Here is a 19,765-nt window from a genome sequence, read left to right on the forward strand (position 1 = left end):
TAGCGCGTCTAGCTACTTAGATAAACATTCACGAATTTCTTGAAATACGCACTTATCCATAATGTGATTATGTCCAGAAATAACATATTTTGCATCATAAGTTTCATAAAGTGCTAATGATGCTTTATAGATTTCTTCATCACAGACAAGACTTGGTACTAACTCTTCTGGCGTATCACCAATATTATCACCAACATTTAACGTGCGATCCACTGCATCATAAATCGCAATATCACACCCTGCATGACCTGGTGCATAAAAGATTTCTATTCCATCATCAACATACATCATACGTTCATCAAACACTAGATTTGGTAGCACCATTTCAATATTCCCTTGTTTCCACTCAATAAACTGCGTTGTGGCTCTTTGCCAGTCTGTTTTAATTGCTTCAAGAATGCTGCGATGTCCAATAATCGTATGATCTTTAAAACAAAGATTTCCCCATATGTGATCATAATGATGATGTGTATTAATCACAATCAGTTCTTTTGTACTATCTTTTAGATGTTCAAATATTGGCTCTAAACTTTTATCTCCTAGTCCTGTATCAATTAAATAATTACGATGTTTCCCTTGAATCAATTGAAGATGTAAATCAAAACCTTCACATGCTTCAAAGATTGTAAATATCGTAGTACGTTCTGTAAGTTTTTGTATTCTCATAAGTTTCCCTCTACTGTTCTTTCTTGTAGTATATCAAAAAAACACTCACCATTTATATGGCAAGTGCTTTATTTAGACACATTTTATGTAGCGTACGCAACTTTGAGCAGCAATTGCTCCATCATTTGTTGCTGTAACAACTTGGCGTAATGATTTCTTTGTTACATCTCCTGCAGCTAATAAACCAGGAATTTTTGTTTCCATATGCTCATTAACTTCAATGTACCCTTCTGCATCTGTAACACCTTCATCTGCAATCCAACTACTAATAGGTGTTGCTCCAATATATGGGAATACAGCACTCACTTCAAGTAGTTCTTTTTCGCTTTCATCGTGACTATCATACAGTTTAATTCCAGTGACAGATTTTCCATCACTTACAATTTCTTCTACTTTTCTTTCACGAATCACTTCAATGTTTGGTGTATTTTCGACACGATCTACAACGATGCTATCCGCTCTAAATACATCGCGACGAATCACGACATATACCTTTTCTACAATCGTAGATAAGTACAGTGCTTCTTCTAATGCAGAATTTCCTCCACCGATGACTGCAACTTTTTTACCTTTAAAAAAGGCTCCATCACAAACAGCACAATAACTAACTCCACGTCCGATATTTTCCATTTCTCCAGGCACTTGTAGAAGTTGTTCTTTTGTACCTGTAGCGATGATTACACTACGTGCTTTGTATACTGTATCATCATCTGTAATCACTGAATGAAATCCACTATTTGTTTTATCAATTTCAATATCTACAACATTTCCATACAGATATTCTGCCCCAAAAGTTGTTGAGTGTTGAAACATGTCCGTTGCTAGTTCGAAACCACCAGCTGAACTATATCCAGGATAGTTACTAATTTCATTTGTTTTCGTTAATTTTCCACCGGGTGCTCCAGCTTCTAGCATAATTGTTTTCAATCCAGCGCGTGAAGCATAAATTGCTGCAGTCATTCCTGCAGGTCCAGCTCCGATGATCACTACATCACTAATTCGTTCCATGTGCGATCCTCCTTTACTATTTCTATAATTTCAATCAAATCATATACCATGTAACTAGGTTTTGTCTTGATTAATGCTTCTTTCATTCTTGGATCATTCACAAAAGCAATACTTACTGCACCCATATTTTGTGCTGCTTGTACATCACTTGTTGCATCACCAACATAAATCAAATTATCGTGTGGTACACGCATTTCTTTACAAGCAATTAGTAAAGGTTCTGGATTTGGTTTAAAGTGAGTAACATCTTCTCGTCCTACAACCACATCAAAGTAATCTGCAAGTCCACTTTGAATCAATCCTTTGTCTACCAACCAGTGCATCTTACTTGAGACAACACCGATTTCATATCCATTTTCTTTCAAGTAATCGAGTAATTCTTTTGCATGATTCACCGCTTTTACATATTCATCATGACGACCATGATTGAAATCACGATAGACTTCAAGTGCTTTATCTACTTCACTTTCATCAAAGTATTTTGCCAAACTTTCATATAATGGTGGTCCCATAAATAATAAAAGTTCTTCATCCGTTAATTGAACTTCTGGTTTTAATGTCGCAAATGTATGACGGAAACTATCAAAGATTAACTTTTGTGTATCAATCAAAGTTCCATCTGCATCAAATAGCACCACTGGTTTTTCCTTTTTAAATGGATATATGTTTTTAAACAGACGATCAAATACGCCAGCAAGTCCAAGTAATCCAACTAAAATAAAGACAATACTTGTAACTTGTGCGATTTTTAAACTTCCTGCATATAGTGCATCGGTACGATAGATTTCCACAATAAAGCGGATGATTCCATACCAAATCACATACGCAAAAATCATGTCTCCATTTTTCTTGCGAATAAAACGTTTGAATAGTGTAATGATTAAGATAAAACCAATGATATTTCCAATCCCTTCGATTAAGAACATCGGTTGGCGATAGGCACTATCGATGTACATAGTATCTTTAATAAATGAAGGAAACATCCGAAAGTATTCTTCATTTACAATTCCACCATATGCCTCTTGGTTCATAAAATTACCCCAACGTCCAATTGCTTGTGCAATTAGTACATTTGGCATAATACAGTCTCCAATTCGCAGTAGATTTGCACCTTTACTACGAAAGAAGAAATAGGAAAATATAATACCGGTAATTAATCCACCATGTATAGCAAGTCCACCTTCCCATATATAGAAGATACGAATTGGTTCACTAGCAAAACTTGCCCAATCAAACATGACATACCAAACACGAGCTCCTAGAATTGCTAGAGGCATCATCATTAAAAAATAGTCTTCAAGAAGTTCTTTTCCATAACCAATCTTTTTCGCATTTCGTAATGACATGCGATATGCAATAATCGCACCTGTAACAATTAAAATGGCATACCATGCAATGCGTAAATGAAAACTTCCAATTTCAATTTCCATAAACGTTTTTAAATCAGGAAATAAACGCATTACTTATCTCCTTCACTTTCACTTTTTTGAGTTTCGATCAAACTAAGTACACGTTGTTCGAAATCTCTAGCTGAGTTATATCCTTCTTCTTGAAGTACAATATTTGTTACTGCACTTTCAATAATGGTTGCCATTGAACGACCACCACGAATCGGTAAAATAATCTTTGGAATTTCAATCCCAAGGATACACTCGTATTTTTGATCTTCGATTCCCACACGATCGTATTCTTGTGCATTATCCCAACTTGTTAGCTCAATAACAAAGTCTACTTTCTTTCTTGGTAATGTGGAACTTGAACCATATAACTTACGGATATTGATAATTCCAATTCCTCTTAGCTCAATAAATCCTTCCAATAATTTTGGTGGATATCCAATAATTTCATTATGAATGAGATAACAATCAATTAAATCATCAGAGATTAATTGGTGACCACGACGGACCAAATCCAACGCAACCTCACTTTTCCCCATTCCACTTTCTCCACGGATCATAACTCCTTTTCCATAAATATTTAAAAGGACACCATGTAGTGAATCAATTTTTGCTAGTCGTTCATCTAAGTACGATACTAGATTTGTTGTCATACGACTGGTTCTTTGGTTTGACCGTAAGATCGGAAAATTCTTTTCCTTTGCAATGTCTAATAGTTCCACTGGACATTCATGATGGTTCGTCACAAGAATCAATGGTGTTTTTTCACCTGTAATAAAATCAAAACTTTTTTCTTTTTGTTCACTTGTCATCGTTTTGATATATTCGATTTCTTTATCTCCCAAAATTACAATACGTTTTGGTTGTGAATAGGCAAAGAATCCAGCAAGTTCTAGTCCTGCACGGTTTGGATCTGCAATACTAATTTCACGATTTAGTGCTTTTTCATCCCCACAAAGTACATCAAAATCAAAATGCTCTTTTAACTCTCTTACTTTTACACTCATTTCTTATTCTCCTCTAGAATTGGTTTCAAGTATTGTCCAGTGTATGATTCTTCAATTGCAGCAATTTTCTCAGGTGTACCTGCACCCATCAATTGTCCACCTTCATCTCCACCTTCTGGTCCAATATCAATAATATAGTCTGCGCATTTAATCACATCTAAGTTATGTTCAATAACCACAACCGTATCGCCATTATTCACAATACGTTGTAATACCTTTAATAAGGTATTTACATCACTACTGTGTAGTCCAGTTGTTGGCTCATCTAAAACAAACAACGTTTTACCTGTTGCTTTACGTTGTAATTCACTTGCTAGTTTTACACGTTGTGCTTCCCCACCAGATAGTGTAGTTGCACTTTGTCCAAGTTTCACATATCCAAGACCAACATCTGCTAATGTTTGTAGTTTATGTTTTACTTTATGTACATTTTTGAAGAACTCAACTGCTTCTTCAACATCCATTTCAAGAACATCATGAATGTTCTTTCCTTTGTATTTTACTTCTAAGGTTTCTTCATTGTAGCGCTTTCCACCACACTCTTCACACTCTACATAAACATCTGGTAAAAAGTGCATCGAGATACGAATAATACCATCTCCTTGACATGCTTCACAACGACCACCACGAACGTTAAATGAGAAACGACCTTTCTCATATCCACGCATTTTCGCATCTGGTGTTTGGGCAAACAAATCACGAATATCATCAAACACCCCAGTATATGTTGCTGGGTTACTTCGTGGTGTACGTCCAATTGGATCTTGTGAGATATTGATAATCTTATCGATATTTTCAATTCCTTTAATCGTTTTAAACTTTCCTGGTTTCATACGAACACGACCAAGTGCTTGTGAAACTCCTTTACTAAGGATTTCATTTACTAAACTACTCTTTCCTGATCCAGAAACTCCAGTAACTACAGTCAATGTTCCAAGCGGGAATTTTACATTGATATTCTTTAAGTTATTTTCAGCTGCCCCCTTAATTTCAATGAACTTTCCATTTCCTTTTTTTCGTTCTTTTGGAATTGGAATCGATAGACGTCCACTTAAATAATTAGCAGTAATACTTCCTTCATTGTCGATGATTTCATCATACGTTCCAGCCGCAACAACTTGACCACCGTGTACACCAGCACCTGGACCGATATCCACAATATAGTCACTTTGACGCATTGTCTCTTCATCATGCTCAACTACGACTAACGTATTTCCTAAATCACGCATTTTCTTTAAGGAATTAATTAAACGTTCATTATCGCGTTGATGTAGTCCAATACTTGGCTCATCAAGTACGTAAAGAACTCCAGTTAACTGTGAACCAATTTGCGTAGCTAAACGAATTCGTTGTGCTTCTCCACCACTAAGGGTTCCTGCAAGTCGGTCTAAGGTTAAATAATTTAGTCCTACATCACTCAAGAAACTTAAACGGTTTTTAATTTCTGCAAGAATTAGTTTTGCAATCGACATCTGTGTTTTGCTTAATTCCATGTTATCCATGAAGATTAAAGCTTGTTTAATCGACATTTGTGTCCATTCGTAAATGTTTATTCCATTTACACGAACACTTAAAGCAATTTCATTTAAACGTGAACCATGACAAACTGGACATACATCTTCTCCCATAAATGAAGCATACCATTCACGTGAGAATGATGATGTTGTTTCCATATAACGACGTTCGATTAAATTTACAATTCCTTCAATATATTGATTTTTTTGGGTAACCATTCCTGATTTTGAGTAAATCTTGTAGGCAATTGGCACATCACTTCCATATAACAAGTAATTCATTTCTTTCTTTGTCATGTCTTTTAATGGTTTGTTTGGATCAATATTGTAGTAATCCAACATCGCTTTATAGTTTTGCCATTCCAAGTTATCCTTTTTTAGAATATTTTTATAGTAGACAATCCCACCTTGCATAATACTCAAATTCTTATCTGGCATTAATAACGATAAATCTACTTTTTGTGTAACTCCTAGACCTTTACATTCTGGACATGAACCAAATGGTGCATTAAATGAAAATAATCTTGGCTCTAATTTTGGCACCACAAAATCACAGTACTTACATGAGTAGTTACTTGAGAAAAGCATTTCATCTTTTCCCGCTAATACTAAAGCAAGACCATCACTTAACTTGATTGCAGTTTCTAATGAATCATGTAATCGACCACGATCTTCACCTTTAATAATTCGGTCAACAACAACATCAATATCGTGTTTTTTATTTTTCTCTAAGTCCTTAACTTCTTCAATTAATGTAAGTTCACCATCTACACGTGCCCTTACATATCCTTCTTTCATTAACTTTTCAAATAAGTCTTTGTGTGTTCCTTTTTTTCCTCTAACAATTGGCGATAGAATTTGAAGACGTGTTCCATTCTCCGTTTCCATAACCTTATCCACCATTTGTTTGATGGTTTGTGAGGTAATTGGTTCGTTGTGAACTGGACAATATGGCACTCCAATTCTCGCATACAACAAACGCAAATAATCATAAATTTCAGTAGCTGTACCAACCGTAGAACGTGGGTTGTTGCTAGTTGTTTTTTGGTCGATAGAAATTGCAGGTGAAAGTCCTTCGATGCTATCCACATCTGGCTTTTCTGAATTTCCTAAGAATTGTCTTGCATATGCACTCAACGATTCCATGTATCGACGTTGCCCTTCGGCGTAAATTGTATCAAAAGCAAGAGATGTTTTTCCCGAACCAGATACTCCTGTCATAATGACAATCTTATCTCTAGGAATTTCTAAATCTACATTTTTTAAGTTGTTCTCTCTTGCACCTTTTATCCGTATTGTATTTTGTTCCATAATAACCTCATTCTCTCCAACATTATAGCACTTTTTCAGACGTAATTGGACTTACAAACAAATATCCGTCCGCTTATGTCTTATCATTATAACAAACCTGTCAAGTCCGCTATTTTTCTCATTCATATGATTTGAATTAAGAATCATTCTTAGTATAATTATACATGTAAGGAAAAGAAAAGGAAGGTATATTTATATGGAAACAAAATTAAATAAATTATTAGCAGACTTAGTTGTAGAATATCATAAACTACAAAATTTTCACTGGTATGTAAAAGGAAGTGACTTCTTTACTGCTCACGTAAAATTAGAAGAATACTATGACTTTATTAATGAAGCCATTGATGAAGTTGGCGAACTAATCTTAATGGTAAATGAAAAGCCACTTGCCTCACTTAAAGATTATTTAGCTATTACAGCAATCGAAGAAGCAAACATGGATCACAAGGATAGTAAATCTATCTGGAAAGAAGTGTTAAAAGACTTTGAATTCATTCTTAGTGAAGTTCGTGAAGTAAAAGAAAGTGCTGAAGATAAAGGCATTGATGTTGTAGGTATCCAAATGGATGACTACATTAAGGAATTCACAAAATCAATTTGGATGATTAAACAAGTCGTATAATAAAGGTAAGGACTTCCAGGCGGAGTCCTTTTTTATACTCTATACATATTTAATTTTATATAACACACACCATCTTTATATAAATACCTAAAAAAGGTAGACTCTTATTTTCACTTCATTTATAATATCAAATTGATTATGATAATACATAATTAATATATCAACATTTGATAAGAAATCAATTCGTGTAGTAGAAAAAACGAGAAAAAGGATGTATGTGTATGAAGTATCTTAAAGTAAGAAAAGTAGTATTGATTTGTGTTGCATTAGCTCTAACTTGTGTATTGTATGTATTTCAGATACCAACAAATGCTCTAAGTGATACTGGTGAGCAAAAGGAAACAACCGCACAGGTTCAGAATGAAAACCCACCAACGATTATTGGACCAAATGCATATGAACTTGTAGTCGATGAAGAATTCAGTTTACGCAATTTAAAACTACGTGCGTATGATTCAAAAAAACAACCACTACTTTTAGATGTCATTGAAAATGATGTAAACTCAAAAATACCAGGCAATTACAAAGTTGTTTTAGAAGCAAAAAATAAATCTGGTAAAATTTCTAGAAAAACGATTGATGTAATTGTTAAGGCAAAAGAAGTTGAAGAGAAATACGACCATGCAAAGCCTGAACCCGTTCAGCAAAAAGAAATACCTGTAGAGTTCGCACAAGAAACGATTACTCCTGTTCAACCACCACTAGATCGTACCAATTTATATGTACGTGGTTGGAAAATTGAAGCACCAGATATGAATGTCTCTGATGATACCGTGCGTAAATATGTAAATGAAATTATGCAACTGCCAAACCAATACAACAATAGTTCATTACATACCATTACCATTGATTTAAGTATTGCATATCCATATCTAGGTATGGGATATAGTGATGGTCGCATTTGGTTAAATGGACAAAATCATTATCCGACCACCGTATTACATGAAGCAACTCATATTTATGATTTTGGAACCAACCTTTCTCAAACAGCTGAGTTCCAGCAAATATTTAGCCAGGAAAAAGGAAGTCTTCCTGTAAGATACAGTGGTAATATGAATGATAATGCCTACGAATGGTTAGCAAATGCTGTTGTGTATTATTACAATGACCCGCAAACACTTGCAAGTAATGCACCACTTACACATCAATATGTATATCGAAACTTAATTGCTAGTTAATTCGTGTATAATACATGTAAGAGGTATGTATTATGAATGTCGCAATTTTAGGTTTAGGAGGTATCGCTAAACGCGTTGCCTTAGGTGTTACATATGCAAAGAATGCATCTTTGTATGCTGTTGCTGCTCGTGATATAACACGCGCACAAGCATTTCAAGAACAGTACGATGCATTACATGCATATGGTTCTTATTATGAAGTATTAGCTGATCCACAAGTAGAACTTGTTTATATTTGTGTACCAAATGCATTGCACTTTGATTTAGTTCGTAAGTGTCTAGAAGCCAACAAGCATGTCATTTGTGAGAAGATTATGGTCACAACACAAAAAGAATTAAAACAGTTATTTGATCTTGCCAAAGAAAAACAGTGTTTTCTAATGGAAGCAAATAAAACGATATTTACACCACTTAATCAGAAACTGTATCAAATAATCGCAGATGGTGTTATCGGTAAACTACAATTCATCAAAGCTGAGTATAGCGCTCGATTACTTGATGATCCACTACCAGATACACATTGGGTTCTAGATCCAGTTACAGGTGGATGTGCTTTTGATATTGGTGTATATCCAACCTGTTTTGCACATTACTATGCAAACAGCAAAGTAAAAGAAATTACGAAAAAGAAAACGTATATTGATGCATATGCCTGTGATTTTGGATTGCATGCAATGATCACCTATGAAAATGGTATCCAAGCAGATATTATGAGTAACTGGCTATATACACCTGAAAACAAAGGATGTGCCTATCTTATTGGTGAAAAAGGATACATAAAAATTCCAGCATATTGGAAAGAAAAAGTTGCCTATCTATATGTCGATGGCAAAGAAGAACGTATCGAAGTAGACATGCAAAGTGATTTCAGTGGTGAAATCGAACATGCAATAACTTGCATTGAACATCAAATATATGAAAGTCCTATTATGGGATATACACAAAGTAAAGCCATTTTAGAAGTTGTAGACTAAAGGGAAGCATTCGCTTCCCCTTTTATTTACGTTTATGAATTTTGTTTTCTAATACACCAATTCCTTCAATGACACATTTCATTTCATCATGATCTGTTAGCCATTTAGGCACTTCAAATCCCATACCTACACCAGAAGGTGTTCCTGTTGAAATAATATCGCCTGCTTCCAACGTAATACCTTGCGAATAATCGCTAATGAGTTCTGCAACTTTATGAATCATTTGCGTTGTATTTCCATTTTGTCGAAGTTCTTGATTGATATAACATTGTACTGCATGTGATACATTTGGATCAAAAGCATCTGCACTTACAATACAAGGACCCATAATTGTATAGCCATCAAGTGACTTTCCTTTATTCCATTGATTTCGTCCTCTTTGTAGTCCACGTGAAGATAGATCATTAAGAATACTATAACCAAATACATAGTCCATCGCTTTATCTACAGGTATATCTTTTCCCTGCTTTTTGATGATAACAGCAAGTTCAACTTCATAGTCAACCTTTTCATCCAAGTCAAAACAAGCATACACCATTTCATTTGGTCCAGTAATGTGTGTTGTGCGTTTTCCAAAGTAAATGGGTGGATCTTTTTTCTCCACATGGCGAGTAAAGCCACGATCTGCTTCATCGATATGTTCTTGGTAGTTTAAACCAACAGCAATAACATCATGTTTTGAGCGTTCCATAGGTGCTAGCAGCTGTACATCTTCTATGTTCATACCAGAAGAATACACTTCAAGATAGTCTTGAATCTTTTTCATATCACCATCTTGAGCTTGTTCAATAAACATTTGCATTGTATTTGCATAATTCTTTCCTAATATCTCTTGTAGGCTTATGACATGTGTTTCATCTTTACTTAGTACACCTAAGTGTATTTCATTATGAACTGTATAGCGAATAAATTTCATAGTATCTCTCCCTCATTGATAAAATTATACACATATCTATGACAATACAAAAGCGTTGTTTATACTACATATCCAATTCTTGCATATATGCATCCATGTTAGCAGCAACAACCTTTGCTTGATTCACTGCTTCGACAACTGTCTTAGCACCCATCACAACATCTCCAGCCGCAAAAATTCCTGGAAGTGTGGTATGACCTTGTGCATCTGTTTCTAATAAACCTTTTGCATTTGCCTTAAGGCCAACGGTTGTACTTACCAGCTTATCTTTTGGATCCTGAGATATAGAGATAATGATTGAATCAGCATCAATGTGTTCTGTTGTATTTGTCAATTCATCAATAAATACTACGCCCTCATCATCAATTTCTACTGGACGCTTGAAATATAGAAACTGGGCACCTTCAAGTTTTGCACCATCCGCTTCTTTTTCACTAGCTGCAATTTCATCAGATAATGAAGTCATCATTACATGTTTTACACCATGACGCAAAGCTGTTCTTGCAACATCCATCGCCGCATTTCCTACACCGATAATAAGTAAAGTATCACCAAGCGTAAAGGTATCTGGACTTGCTAGATAATCAATTGCGAAATTCACATTTCCTAAACTTTCTCCTTTGATACCTAATGATTTAGGTCTCCATGTTCCAGTACCCACAAAGATACTTTTATACCCATCACGAAAAAGATCATCGATTTTTAATGCTCCACCGATTGTTGTATTGAAGCGAATTTTCACACCTGCTTCAATCAGTTTTTTATGATAACGATCTAGAATTTTCTTTGGTAGACGAAACTCTGGTATTCCATAGCGAAGCACACCACCTAAGTCACTTTTTGCTTCAAAGATTGTGACATCATATCCCATCTTTGCCAGCGTCGCACTAATTGTTATTCCAGCTGGTCCAGACCCAATAATCGCAACCTTTTTGTGATTTTTTGCATTCTTTACAATTGGCATCTTATCAAAGTAAGCATCTGAAATGTAGTTTTCAATATCACCAAACAAAATAGGTGCTCCTTTATGATTCAATACACAGTGTCCCTCACACTGTTTTTCGTGATCACAAACAAGTGAACATACAAGTGATAACGGATTGTTGTCGAATAGTATTTGTCCTGCATCTTCCAAGCTACTTTGTTCAAGTGCACGAATTACTGCAGGTACATTCGTTGAAATTGGACATCCCTTTTGACACATCGGTACTTTACACTGTAAACAGCGCTTTGTTTCAGTAAAAACATTAATCATACCTGACCTCCATTTTCTAGCATGAATCGTCAATTCACATCATGCTTACGAAGCCTATTCTATCACTTTCACACGTAATGACAATCAAATACTTTGCATGTTTTTTCACAAGTTGCTTGCACTTTTTTTCACAAATGAAAAAGGGATATTTCCTAGGAAATATCACCGTATTTTATTGATTCACTGGAATATAATGCAGTTTCTCAATGACTTCTTTTCCTGTCTTAGAAAAGATAAAATCATAGAACTCTTGTGCATCATGATTTTCTTTCTTTGTGACAAGTATTAACGGACGTTGTAAAACATAACTTCCATTTGTAATTGTTTCTACACTTGGCGTTATATCGTTTACTCTAAGTACATCGACTTGATCAGAAACCGAACCCATTGAGATAAACCCAATCGCATTGTTATTTGTACTTACTGTAGATATCACACCACCTGTTGCATTTTGAATATCCGCATTTTGAATAAGTTCACTTGATTCAAATCCTACAATTGATTCAAATCCATCTCGCGTTCCACTTCCTTCTTCACGACTTACAACTGAGATTATTGCATCTTTTCCACCAAGTTGTTTCCAATTGGTTATCTTACCTGTATAGATTTCATGTAACTGCTCAAGTGTTATATTTTGAATTGTATTTGCTTGATTTACAATCACGACAATTCCATCAAGCGCAATCACTTGTTCATCTAATTCTTCTTTCTCATCGTCCTTCAGTTCTCTTGAAACCATGCCAATATCTAGCACACCTTCATTTGCACCTTTAACTCCCATACTCGAGCCACCACCTTGCACAGATACTTTCATCTCATTTTGCTTCATGTAGTCTTCTGCAAGTTTCTCCATCAATGGTTGTATACTTGTGGATCCTCCAACAAGCAATTCTGTTTTCTTTGTTGTTTTTTGGTTAGTAGAACAACCAACAAGTAATAAACAACACACTCCAAATATCCATAGTTTACGCATAAATTCCTCCTTTTGCATAACTACACATTACAAAAGAAATATAAAGAGAACTTATAGATTTCAAAAAGACTTCGTTAATTTATGTTAAGAAAGTGTAGCAATACGATATCACTATCGAAACGTAAAAAAAAGGAATGCAGGGAAAGCACTCCTTTTTTTCTGCCGGATAATATGTCAAATTGATTCACCTGCGTATGGATGATACGCCTTCATAGTTTTGAGTTAATTAGTGTGTGTAAAGGAAACTACTCTATGTGGTTATTTTGAACAAGAATTAGTTTTATACAGGGTTATAAAAGTAATTAGCAATTGGGTTGTTTCGAAGCTAGATATGTAATTGGGAAATCACTTCGAACTTGTTCATATAGTAAATCAGTTAGATTATATATCCTACTAATATTGTAGTATATTAAACCGATACTTACAATATGATTATTAAATTATATATTGTCTTGAATTTTATATGAGTTTCGATATAGTGGGTAAACTTTTTTAAAAATTTGATATATACAATTTCCAATTCAGTAAAATCGATGTAATATTCAAATACTCTTTTATTTATCGAATAATATGTACTTTTTTGATTTGAAAAACGCGGAATATGTCATTTATTTTCCTAGTGTTTTTGTAGGTATATCGATTTTTATATTGAATTTGTTAAAACTAGGTGCTTTGATACTCAAAAAAAAGATATAGCCGAAACTATATCTCATTATTTTCCTTTTACGTTGATACGGTTAATCGCTTTACGTAAAGCAACTTCTGCACGACGCATATTCAAGCTGTGTTCTTTGGCTTGTAAACGTTTTTCAGCACGCTCTTTTGCTGCTTTCGCACGTTCAATATCGATGTCTTCTTCTCCTTCAATTGCATCAGTTAATACTGTCACAATATTTTTAGAGTATTCAAGTAATCCACCAGATACCGCATAGTCTTTTTCCACACCATCACGAATCAAGGTCATGCTTGAAATATCAAGCATTGCAACCATTGGCATGTGATCTGGTAAAAGTCCAAAGTTTCCATCTACAGAACGCGCGTTGAGTTGATCAACTTCTGTATGTAAGTACATACCACCTGGGGTAATGATTCGTACATCAATCATATTTACACCTCAAGCGTTTTTGCTTTTTCGACAACTTCCTCAATAGTACCTACGTATAAGAATGCTTGTTCTGGAAGGTGATCGTATTTACCTTCTAGTACTTCTTTTAGTGAACGAATCGTTTCACTCATTGGTACATATTTTCCTGCCATTCCGTTGAATGGTTCAGCAACGTTAAATGGTTGTGATAAGAAGTTACGTACACGACGTGCACGGTTTACCGTTGTCTTATCTTCTTCACTTAATTCATCCATACCCAAGATAGCGATAATATCTTGAAGTTCTTTATAGCGTTGTAATAAGCTTTGCACATCACGTGCAACTGTGTAGTGTTCATCCCCAACAATTAATGGATCAAGCATACGAGAACTTGATTCCAGTGGGTCAACTGCTGGATAAATACCTAATGATGCAATACCACGGTCAAGTACCGTTTTGGCATCAAGGTGTGTAAAGGCAGTTGCTGGTGCAGGATCGGTAAGGTCATCCGCAGGCACATAAACGGCTTGTACAGATGTAATAGATCCATTACGAGTTGACGTAATACGTTCTTGTAGTTGCCCCATTTCGGTAGCTAGTGTTGGTTGGTAACCTACAGCACTAGGCATACGTCCTAGTAAGGCACTAACTTCACTTCCCGCTTGTGTAAAACGGAAGATGTTATCAACGAATAGTAATACATCTTGATGATCTACATCACGGTAGTATTCAGCCATTGTTAATCCAGTTAAGGCAACACGCATTCTTGCTCCTGGACTTTCATTCATTTGTCCATAAACAAGCACGGTTTTATCAAGTACACCTGAATCTTTCATTTCATGGTACATGTCATTTCCTTCACGTGTACGTTCTCCTACACCGGTAACAACACTTCGTCCACCATGTTCTTTAGCAATATTGTGAATTAACTCTTGGATAAGCACGGTTTTACCAACCCCAGCTCCTCCAAAAAGTCCAATCTTACCACCTTTTGCATAAGGACATAGTAAGTCAATAACTTTAATTCCCGTTTCTAGTACTTCAGCTGATGTTTGTTGTTCATCAAAGCTTGGTGCTTCACGGTGAATTGGCATACGTTTTACATTATCACCTAGTGGTGGCATTTCATCAATTTCACGTCCAAGTACGTTAAACATACGTCCAAGTACTTCTTCTCCTACTGGTACTGAGATTGGTGCTCCTGTATCAATGGCATCCATTCCACGGACAAGTCCATCTGTTGACCCCATCGCAATACAGCGAACACGTTCATCACCAATATGTTGACTGACTTCAACTACAAGGCTTTCATCACCTTCGCGAGGAATTTCAATCGCATTTAACAATTGTGGTAAGTTATCGCCATCATAAACGATATCGACAACCGGTCCAATGACCTGAACAATTTTTCCTATATTTTGACTCATATATTCCTCCTATTGTGCATTAGCACCACCAACAATTTCCGTAATTTCTTGCGTAATTGATGCTTGGCGCGCTTGGTTAAATTTCAGTTCGAGTTCATCACGCAACTCTTGTGCGTTATCTGTTGCATTTTCCATCGCATTTTGACGCGATGCTTGCTCACTTGTTTTAGTTTCAATCCAACGAGAGTAAAGTAATGATTTTAAATACAACGGAATCAGTTCATCTAAAATCGTATCTCCTGCTGGTTCAAAAATCACATCTTGTTTAACCACATCTTTTTCCAGTTCTTCATTACGAGTCGCTGGTAATAAACGTTCGAGTTGTGGTTCAAAATCCATTGAGTTTACGAATTTGGTATATAGTACTTCAATACTTCCAACAACACCACTTGTGTATTGTTTTAAAGCAAGTTCTGCAATATCTAGAATATCTTCATATCCTTCTTCACTTACTCCGATTTTGGTTTGTATGATGTTTAAATCACGACGTTTTAAATAGGTTGTTCCGCGTGAACCAACAATGATGACTTCATCCCCCTCATTGATAGAAGCTTCAAGCAATTTGTACGTGTTGGCATTGTATCCACCACATAATCCCATATCGCTTGTATATACAATGATCAATCGTTTTTCTGTTTGTGAGCGTTTTAGAAACGGATGATCACTGGTTTTTATTGTAGATAAGATGTGTTCTACAACTTCTTGAAGATACATTGCATAAGTGCGGTTTGTATCCATCAAGTCTTTTTGTTTTCTAAGTTTACTTGCTGCTACAAGTTGCATGGCTTTGGTAATCTTCTTGGTTGAATCAACCGAACGAATTCGGTTTTTAATTTCTAACTTATTTGCCATTCTTACTTAAACTAACGAATTTATCTGTGTATTCCTTAATAGCAGCTTTCATATTTTCTTCCAATGCATCATCGATTTCTTTTTCACGATCTAATGTTTCCATAATATCGTTGTGGTAATCTTTAATGAATTGGTGTAAACCAGATTCATATTCAAGTACATCTTCAACTGCAATCTCTTTTAAGTAACGGTGTTTTGCCGCAAATAATGAGATGACTTGCTCACTTACTGATAATGGTGAATATTGGTGTTGTTTTAATAATTCTACCAAACGTTCTCCATGATCAAGTGTTGCTTTTGTTGATGCATCTAAATCACTTCCGAATTGTGCAAAGGCTTGCATTTCACGGAATTGTGCAAGTTCAAGTTTCAATGAACCAGATACTTGTTTCATCGCTTTTACTTGTGCTGCACTACCAACACGACTTACTGATAATCCACTATCTACTGCTGGGCGAATCCCACCGTTAAACAATTCGGTTTGTAAGAAAATTTGTCCATCCGTAATCGAAATTACGTTTGTTGGAATATAAGCAGCAATATCACCTGCTTGTGTTTCGATAATTGGTAATGCGGTTAATGATCCAAGTCCGTGTTCTTCATTTAACTTCGCACTACGTTCAAGTAGTCTTGAGTGTAAATAGAATACATCCCCTGGATATGCTTCACGTCCTGGTGGACGTTTTAATAGTAAGGACATGGTACGGTAAGCAACCGCATGTTTACTTAAATCATCATAAACAATTAGTACATCTTGTCCGTTATCCATCCATTCTTCACCAATCGCACATCCTGCGTATGGTGCAATATATTGTAATGGTGCTGCATCACTAGCAGTACTTGTTACGATAGTTGTGTATTCAAGTGCTCCGTAGTGACGTAGTTTTTCAACGATTTGTGCTACAGTACTTGCTTTTTGTCCAATTGCAACATAGATACATTTTACGTTTTGTCCCTTTTGGTTCAAAATCGTATCAATCGCAATTGCGGTTTTCCCAGTTTGACGGTCTCCGATAATTAACTCACGTTGTCCTTTTCCAATTGGAATCATTGAGTCAATACTTTTTAGACCGGTTTGTAATGGTTGATGTACACTTTTACGTGTCATAACTCCAGGAGCTACACGCTCAATTGGACGATATTTGTCACTGACAATTGGGTCCCCTCCATCAATGGCTTGACCTAGTGCGTTTACTACACGTCCTAGCATCATGTCACCAACAGGTACCTCAATAATACGTCCGGTACGTTTTACTTCATCACCTTCACGAACTTTACTGTCATCACCCATCAAAACTGCACCAACGTGCTCTTCTTCAAGGTTCAATACCATTCCATAAAGATCATTAGGGAAAAGAAGCAATTCTCCTGCCATCGCTTTTTCCAATCCATAGATTAGCGCGATTCCATCACCAACACTGATGACTGTTCCTGTTTCAGATATTTCTAATGCATCATCATAACGCTTAATCTGCTCTTTGATAATGTCACTAATTTCTTCTGGTCGTAAATCCATAACTTCCTCCTCGCTTTTCTATGAGTTTTTGGCTTGTTCTTTCAATCGTTGTAAACGATTGCTTGCAGAATTATCAAGTACATCACCTGCAACTTGAATGCGTAAACCAGCAATCAATTCTGGCTTGATACTCACTTTGGCAATAATGTCCTTTTTTAATTTTGCTTTTAACATATCCACAATTTGCTTTTCCTCTGTATCAGATAATGGTAAAGCACTTTGAATATAGGCGATTTCAATACCTTTTTCTTCGTTATAAAGTTCTTGATAACGTTTTTCAATTTCTTTAATGCTTGCAAAACGATTACGATCGATTAATAACTTCACAAAGTTCATCACATACGTTTGTCCGCCAGAAAAAGATTTCATTACGATATCTTTACGCTCTTTTTTATCAATTCTTGGATGTTTTAATAGTGCAAACAATTCCGGATATTGGACCATACCTTCAACAATTACATGTAAATCTTCTTTACATGCATCAAGTAGGTCTTCTTGTTTTGCAAGTTCAAAAAGAGCTTGTGCATAACGACTAGCAATTACGCTTGCCATGACTCATCCTCTTGCGCTTGTTCGATGAAATCTTGCACATATTTTTTATGTGTTTCGTCATCCATTTCTTTTTCTACTACTTTTTTAGCAGCTAAGAATGCGATGTCACTAATTTCATCTTTAATATTTTTACGAATACTCGTTTTTTCTTTTTCTATTTCAACTTGTGCTTTTTCTTTGTACATACGTGCATCGTTGTGCGCTTGTTCCAAAATTTGGTTAGCTTCCACCCCTGCTTTATGTTTTGCACTTTCAATAATGCCAACCGCTTCATCGTGCGCATTTGCAAGTTTTTCTTCATACTCGCTTTTCATTTGTTCACTTTGTTGGCGATTGTCTTGCGCTGCTTCTAGTTCTCCAGCGACAAATGCACTACGTCCATCCAAATATGCTTGTGCATACTTCCAAAAGAATTTCTTCGCAATAAGTATAATCAAAGCCGTAGAAATTAAAACGAGTGCCATATCTTGTAAGTTGATACGTAAATAATTGCTTATGTTAATATCCATAAGTGGCCTCCTCTTTCTAATCTAACTACTACTTTAAGAAAATTAATAATAAGGCAATTACCAAGGCATAAATCCCTGTTGTCTCAGCAAGGGCAATCCCTAATACCATGATTGAACGAATTTTATCTGCAGCTTCAGGGTTACGTCCAACAGCTTCCGCTCCTTTACCAGCAGCGATCCCTTGACCAATTCCTGCTCCTAGACCACCAATCATGGCAATACCAGCTCCTAAACAAGCTAATCCTGTAACAAATGCTTCATTGAATTCCATAATATTTTCCTCCTATATGAATTTTCTATTTTTACTCTTCCGCGGCATCCACAGCATCTGATAAGAAGAATGTGGCTAACGTGAAGAAAATGTAGGTTTGCATAAATGCCGTAAACATATCAAAGTACATGTGTAAAAACGGCGTAACCGCTAATAATATACCCGTAAAAGGCATTGCTGCTTTTACTAGTACATATACAAGTGCCATGATGATACTTCCACCAAGCATGTTTCCAAACAAACGTAGGGTTAACGATACTGGAAAGGCGATATCACCAATCACATTTAATGGTAATAATAACGGAACTGGATCTGTTAATGCTTTCCACTTTCCTTTAATACCATGGTTTTTAATATCACTAAAGTGAATCAACAAGAAGATACCAATAGCAAGTACCATCGCTAGTGATAAATTCGATGTTGGTGGTTGTAAACCGAACAATCCTAAAAGATTTGAGATAACCATCATAATCATGATTGTTCCAAAATATGGTAAGAACTTCCATGTTTTCTTATTTAAATTTCCTTTGACCACCATCGCACATAAGTTAACAATTGTTTCAAATACAAGTACTGCTCCTTTTGGTGGCTTTGTTGGGTCTGCATGCTTGAGTTTGTTTCCACCCCAAATAAGAAGGGCACAAACCAGAATTCCAACACCGATCCAAATGACGATGGTTTGGTGAACAAATAAATCAAAATCTCCGATTTTAATTAGTATTCCGTCTCCCAT

General features: G+C 35.8%; 19 protein-coding genes. 3 read left to right on the plus strand and 16 right to left on the minus strand.

Annotated elements, in window-relative coordinates:
- Positions 1-12 precede the first annotated feature (12 nt).
- The 5 genes from M2098_RS03280 to uvrA form a co-directional block, all read right to left on the minus strand.
- A complete protein-coding gene (locus M2098_RS03280) occupies positions 13-666 on the minus strand; it encodes an MBL fold metallo-hydrolase (RefSeq protein WP_280681681.1) in 654 nt (217 codons plus the stop codon).
- A 72-nt stretch (positions 667-738) separates the two neighbouring features.
- The gene (gene trxB, locus M2098_RS03285) at positions 739-1,674 is read right to left on the minus strand and encodes a thioredoxin-disulfide reductase (protein ID WP_280681683.1); all 936 of its coding nucleotides are present in this window, start codon (positions 1,672-1,674) and stop codon (positions 739-741) included.
- Positions 1,653-3,134, minus strand: coding sequence for a prolipoprotein diacylglyceryl transferase (gene lgt, locus M2098_RS03290; protein WP_280681685.1), 1,482 nt, complete (start codon positions 3,132-3,134; stop codon positions 1,653-1,655). Before lgt ends, trxB begins: the two co-directional genes overlap by 22 nt.
- On the minus strand, positions 3,134-4,078 hold the full coding sequence (gene hprK, locus M2098_RS03295) for an HPr(Ser) kinase/phosphatase (protein ID WP_280681687.1): 945 nt from the start codon (positions 4,076-4,078) through the stop codon (positions 3,134-3,136). Before hprK ends, lgt begins: the two co-directional genes overlap by 1 nt.
- Complete coding sequence (gene uvrA, locus M2098_RS03300; protein ID WP_280681689.1) at positions 4,075-6,903, minus strand: excinuclease ABC subunit UvrA; 2,829 nt, start codon at positions 6,901-6,903, stop codon at positions 4,075-4,077. Before uvrA ends, hprK begins: the two co-directional genes overlap by 4 nt.
- 196 nt (positions 6,904-7,099) lie before the next feature.
- Between uvrA and M2098_RS03305 the strand changes: the two genes are divergently transcribed.
- From M2098_RS03305 to M2098_RS03315, 3 genes are all read left to right on the plus strand, one after another.
- Complete coding sequence (locus M2098_RS03305; protein WP_280681691.1) at positions 7,100-7,525, plus strand: DNA starvation/stationary phase protection protein; 426 nt, start codon at positions 7,100-7,102, stop codon at positions 7,523-7,525.
- A 221-nt stretch (positions 7,526-7,746) separates the two neighbouring features.
- On the plus strand, positions 7,747-8,703 hold the full coding sequence (locus M2098_RS03310) for a hypothetical protein (RefSeq protein WP_280681693.1): 957 nt from the start codon (positions 7,747-7,749) through the stop codon (positions 8,701-8,703).
- 32 nt (positions 8,704-8,735) lie between these two features.
- Positions 8,736-9,677, plus strand: a complete 942-nt coding sequence (locus M2098_RS03315; protein ID WP_280681695.1) for a Gfo/Idh/MocA family oxidoreductase — start codon at positions 8,736-8,738, stop codon at positions 9,675-9,677.
- 22 nt (positions 9,678-9,699) lie between these two features.
- Here M2098_RS03315 and M2098_RS03320 read toward each other — a convergent pair whose 3' ends face one another.
- The 11 genes from M2098_RS03320 to atpB form a co-directional block, all read right to left on the minus strand.
- A complete protein-coding gene (locus M2098_RS03320) occupies positions 9,700-10,593 on the minus strand; it encodes a fumarylacetoacetate hydrolase family protein (RefSeq protein WP_280681697.1) in 894 nt (297 codons plus the stop codon).
- Positions 10,594-10,657: 64 nt separating this feature from the next.
- Positions 10,658-11,848, minus strand: a complete 1,191-nt coding sequence (locus M2098_RS03325; RefSeq protein WP_280681698.1) for an FAD-dependent oxidoreductase — start codon at positions 11,846-11,848, stop codon at positions 10,658-10,660.
- A 172-nt stretch (positions 11,849-12,020) separates the two neighbouring features.
- Positions 12,021-12,821 (minus strand): phosphate ABC transporter substrate-binding protein, encoded by an 801-nt coding sequence (locus M2098_RS03330; RefSeq protein ID WP_280681699.1) that lies wholly within the window; start codon positions 12,819-12,821, stop codon positions 12,021-12,023.
- A 712-nt stretch (positions 12,822-13,533) separates the two neighbouring features.
- On the minus strand, positions 13,534-13,926 hold the full coding sequence (locus M2098_RS03335) for a F0F1 ATP synthase subunit epsilon (RefSeq protein WP_280681700.1): 393 nt from the start codon (positions 13,924-13,926) through the stop codon (positions 13,534-13,536).
- A 2-nt stretch (positions 13,927-13,928) separates the two neighbouring features.
- Entirely contained in the window at positions 13,929-15,332 is a 1,404-nt protein-coding gene (gene atpD / locus M2098_RS03340) for a F0F1 ATP synthase subunit beta (RefSeq protein WP_280681701.1), read from the minus strand.
- Positions 15,333-15,341: 9 nt separating this feature from the next.
- Entirely contained in the window at positions 15,342-16,184 is an 843-nt protein-coding gene (atpG, locus tag M2098_RS03345; protein WP_280681702.1) for an ATP synthase F1 subunit gamma, read from the minus strand.
- Entirely contained in the window at positions 16,174-17,700 is a 1,527-nt protein-coding gene (gene atpA, locus M2098_RS03350; RefSeq protein WP_280681704.1) for a F0F1 ATP synthase subunit alpha, read from the minus strand. The genes atpG and atpA overlap by 11 nt, the downstream gene beginning before the upstream one ends.
- An 18-nt stretch (positions 17,701-17,718) precedes the next feature.
- Positions 17,719-18,252 (minus strand): ATP synthase F1 subunit delta, encoded by a 534-nt coding sequence (gene atpH / locus M2098_RS03355; protein WP_134169088.1) that lies wholly within the window; start codon positions 18,250-18,252, stop codon positions 17,719-17,721.
- On the minus strand, positions 18,240-18,761 hold the full coding sequence (atpF, locus tag M2098_RS03360; RefSeq protein ID WP_134169086.1) for a F0F1 ATP synthase subunit B: 522 nt from the start codon (positions 18,759-18,761) through the stop codon (positions 18,240-18,242). Before atpF ends, atpH begins: the two co-directional genes overlap by 13 nt.
- A gap of 28 nt (positions 18,762-18,789) precedes the next feature.
- On the minus strand, positions 18,790-19,032 hold the full coding sequence (gene atpE, locus M2098_RS03365) for an ATP synthase F0 subunit C (RefSeq protein ID WP_134169084.1): 243 nt from the start codon (positions 19,030-19,032) through the stop codon (positions 18,790-18,792).
- Between the two features lie 31 nt (positions 19,033-19,063).
- Positions 19,064-19,765, minus strand: a complete 702-nt coding sequence (gene atpB, locus M2098_RS03370) for a F0F1 ATP synthase subunit A (RefSeq protein ID WP_280681710.1) — start codon at positions 19,763-19,765, stop codon at positions 19,064-19,066.

Source organism: Breznakia sp. PFB1-19 (assembly GCF_029893935.1).
GTDB lineage: Bacteria > Bacillota_I > Bacilli_A > Erysipelotrichales > Erysipelotrichaceae > Breznakia > Breznakia blatticola.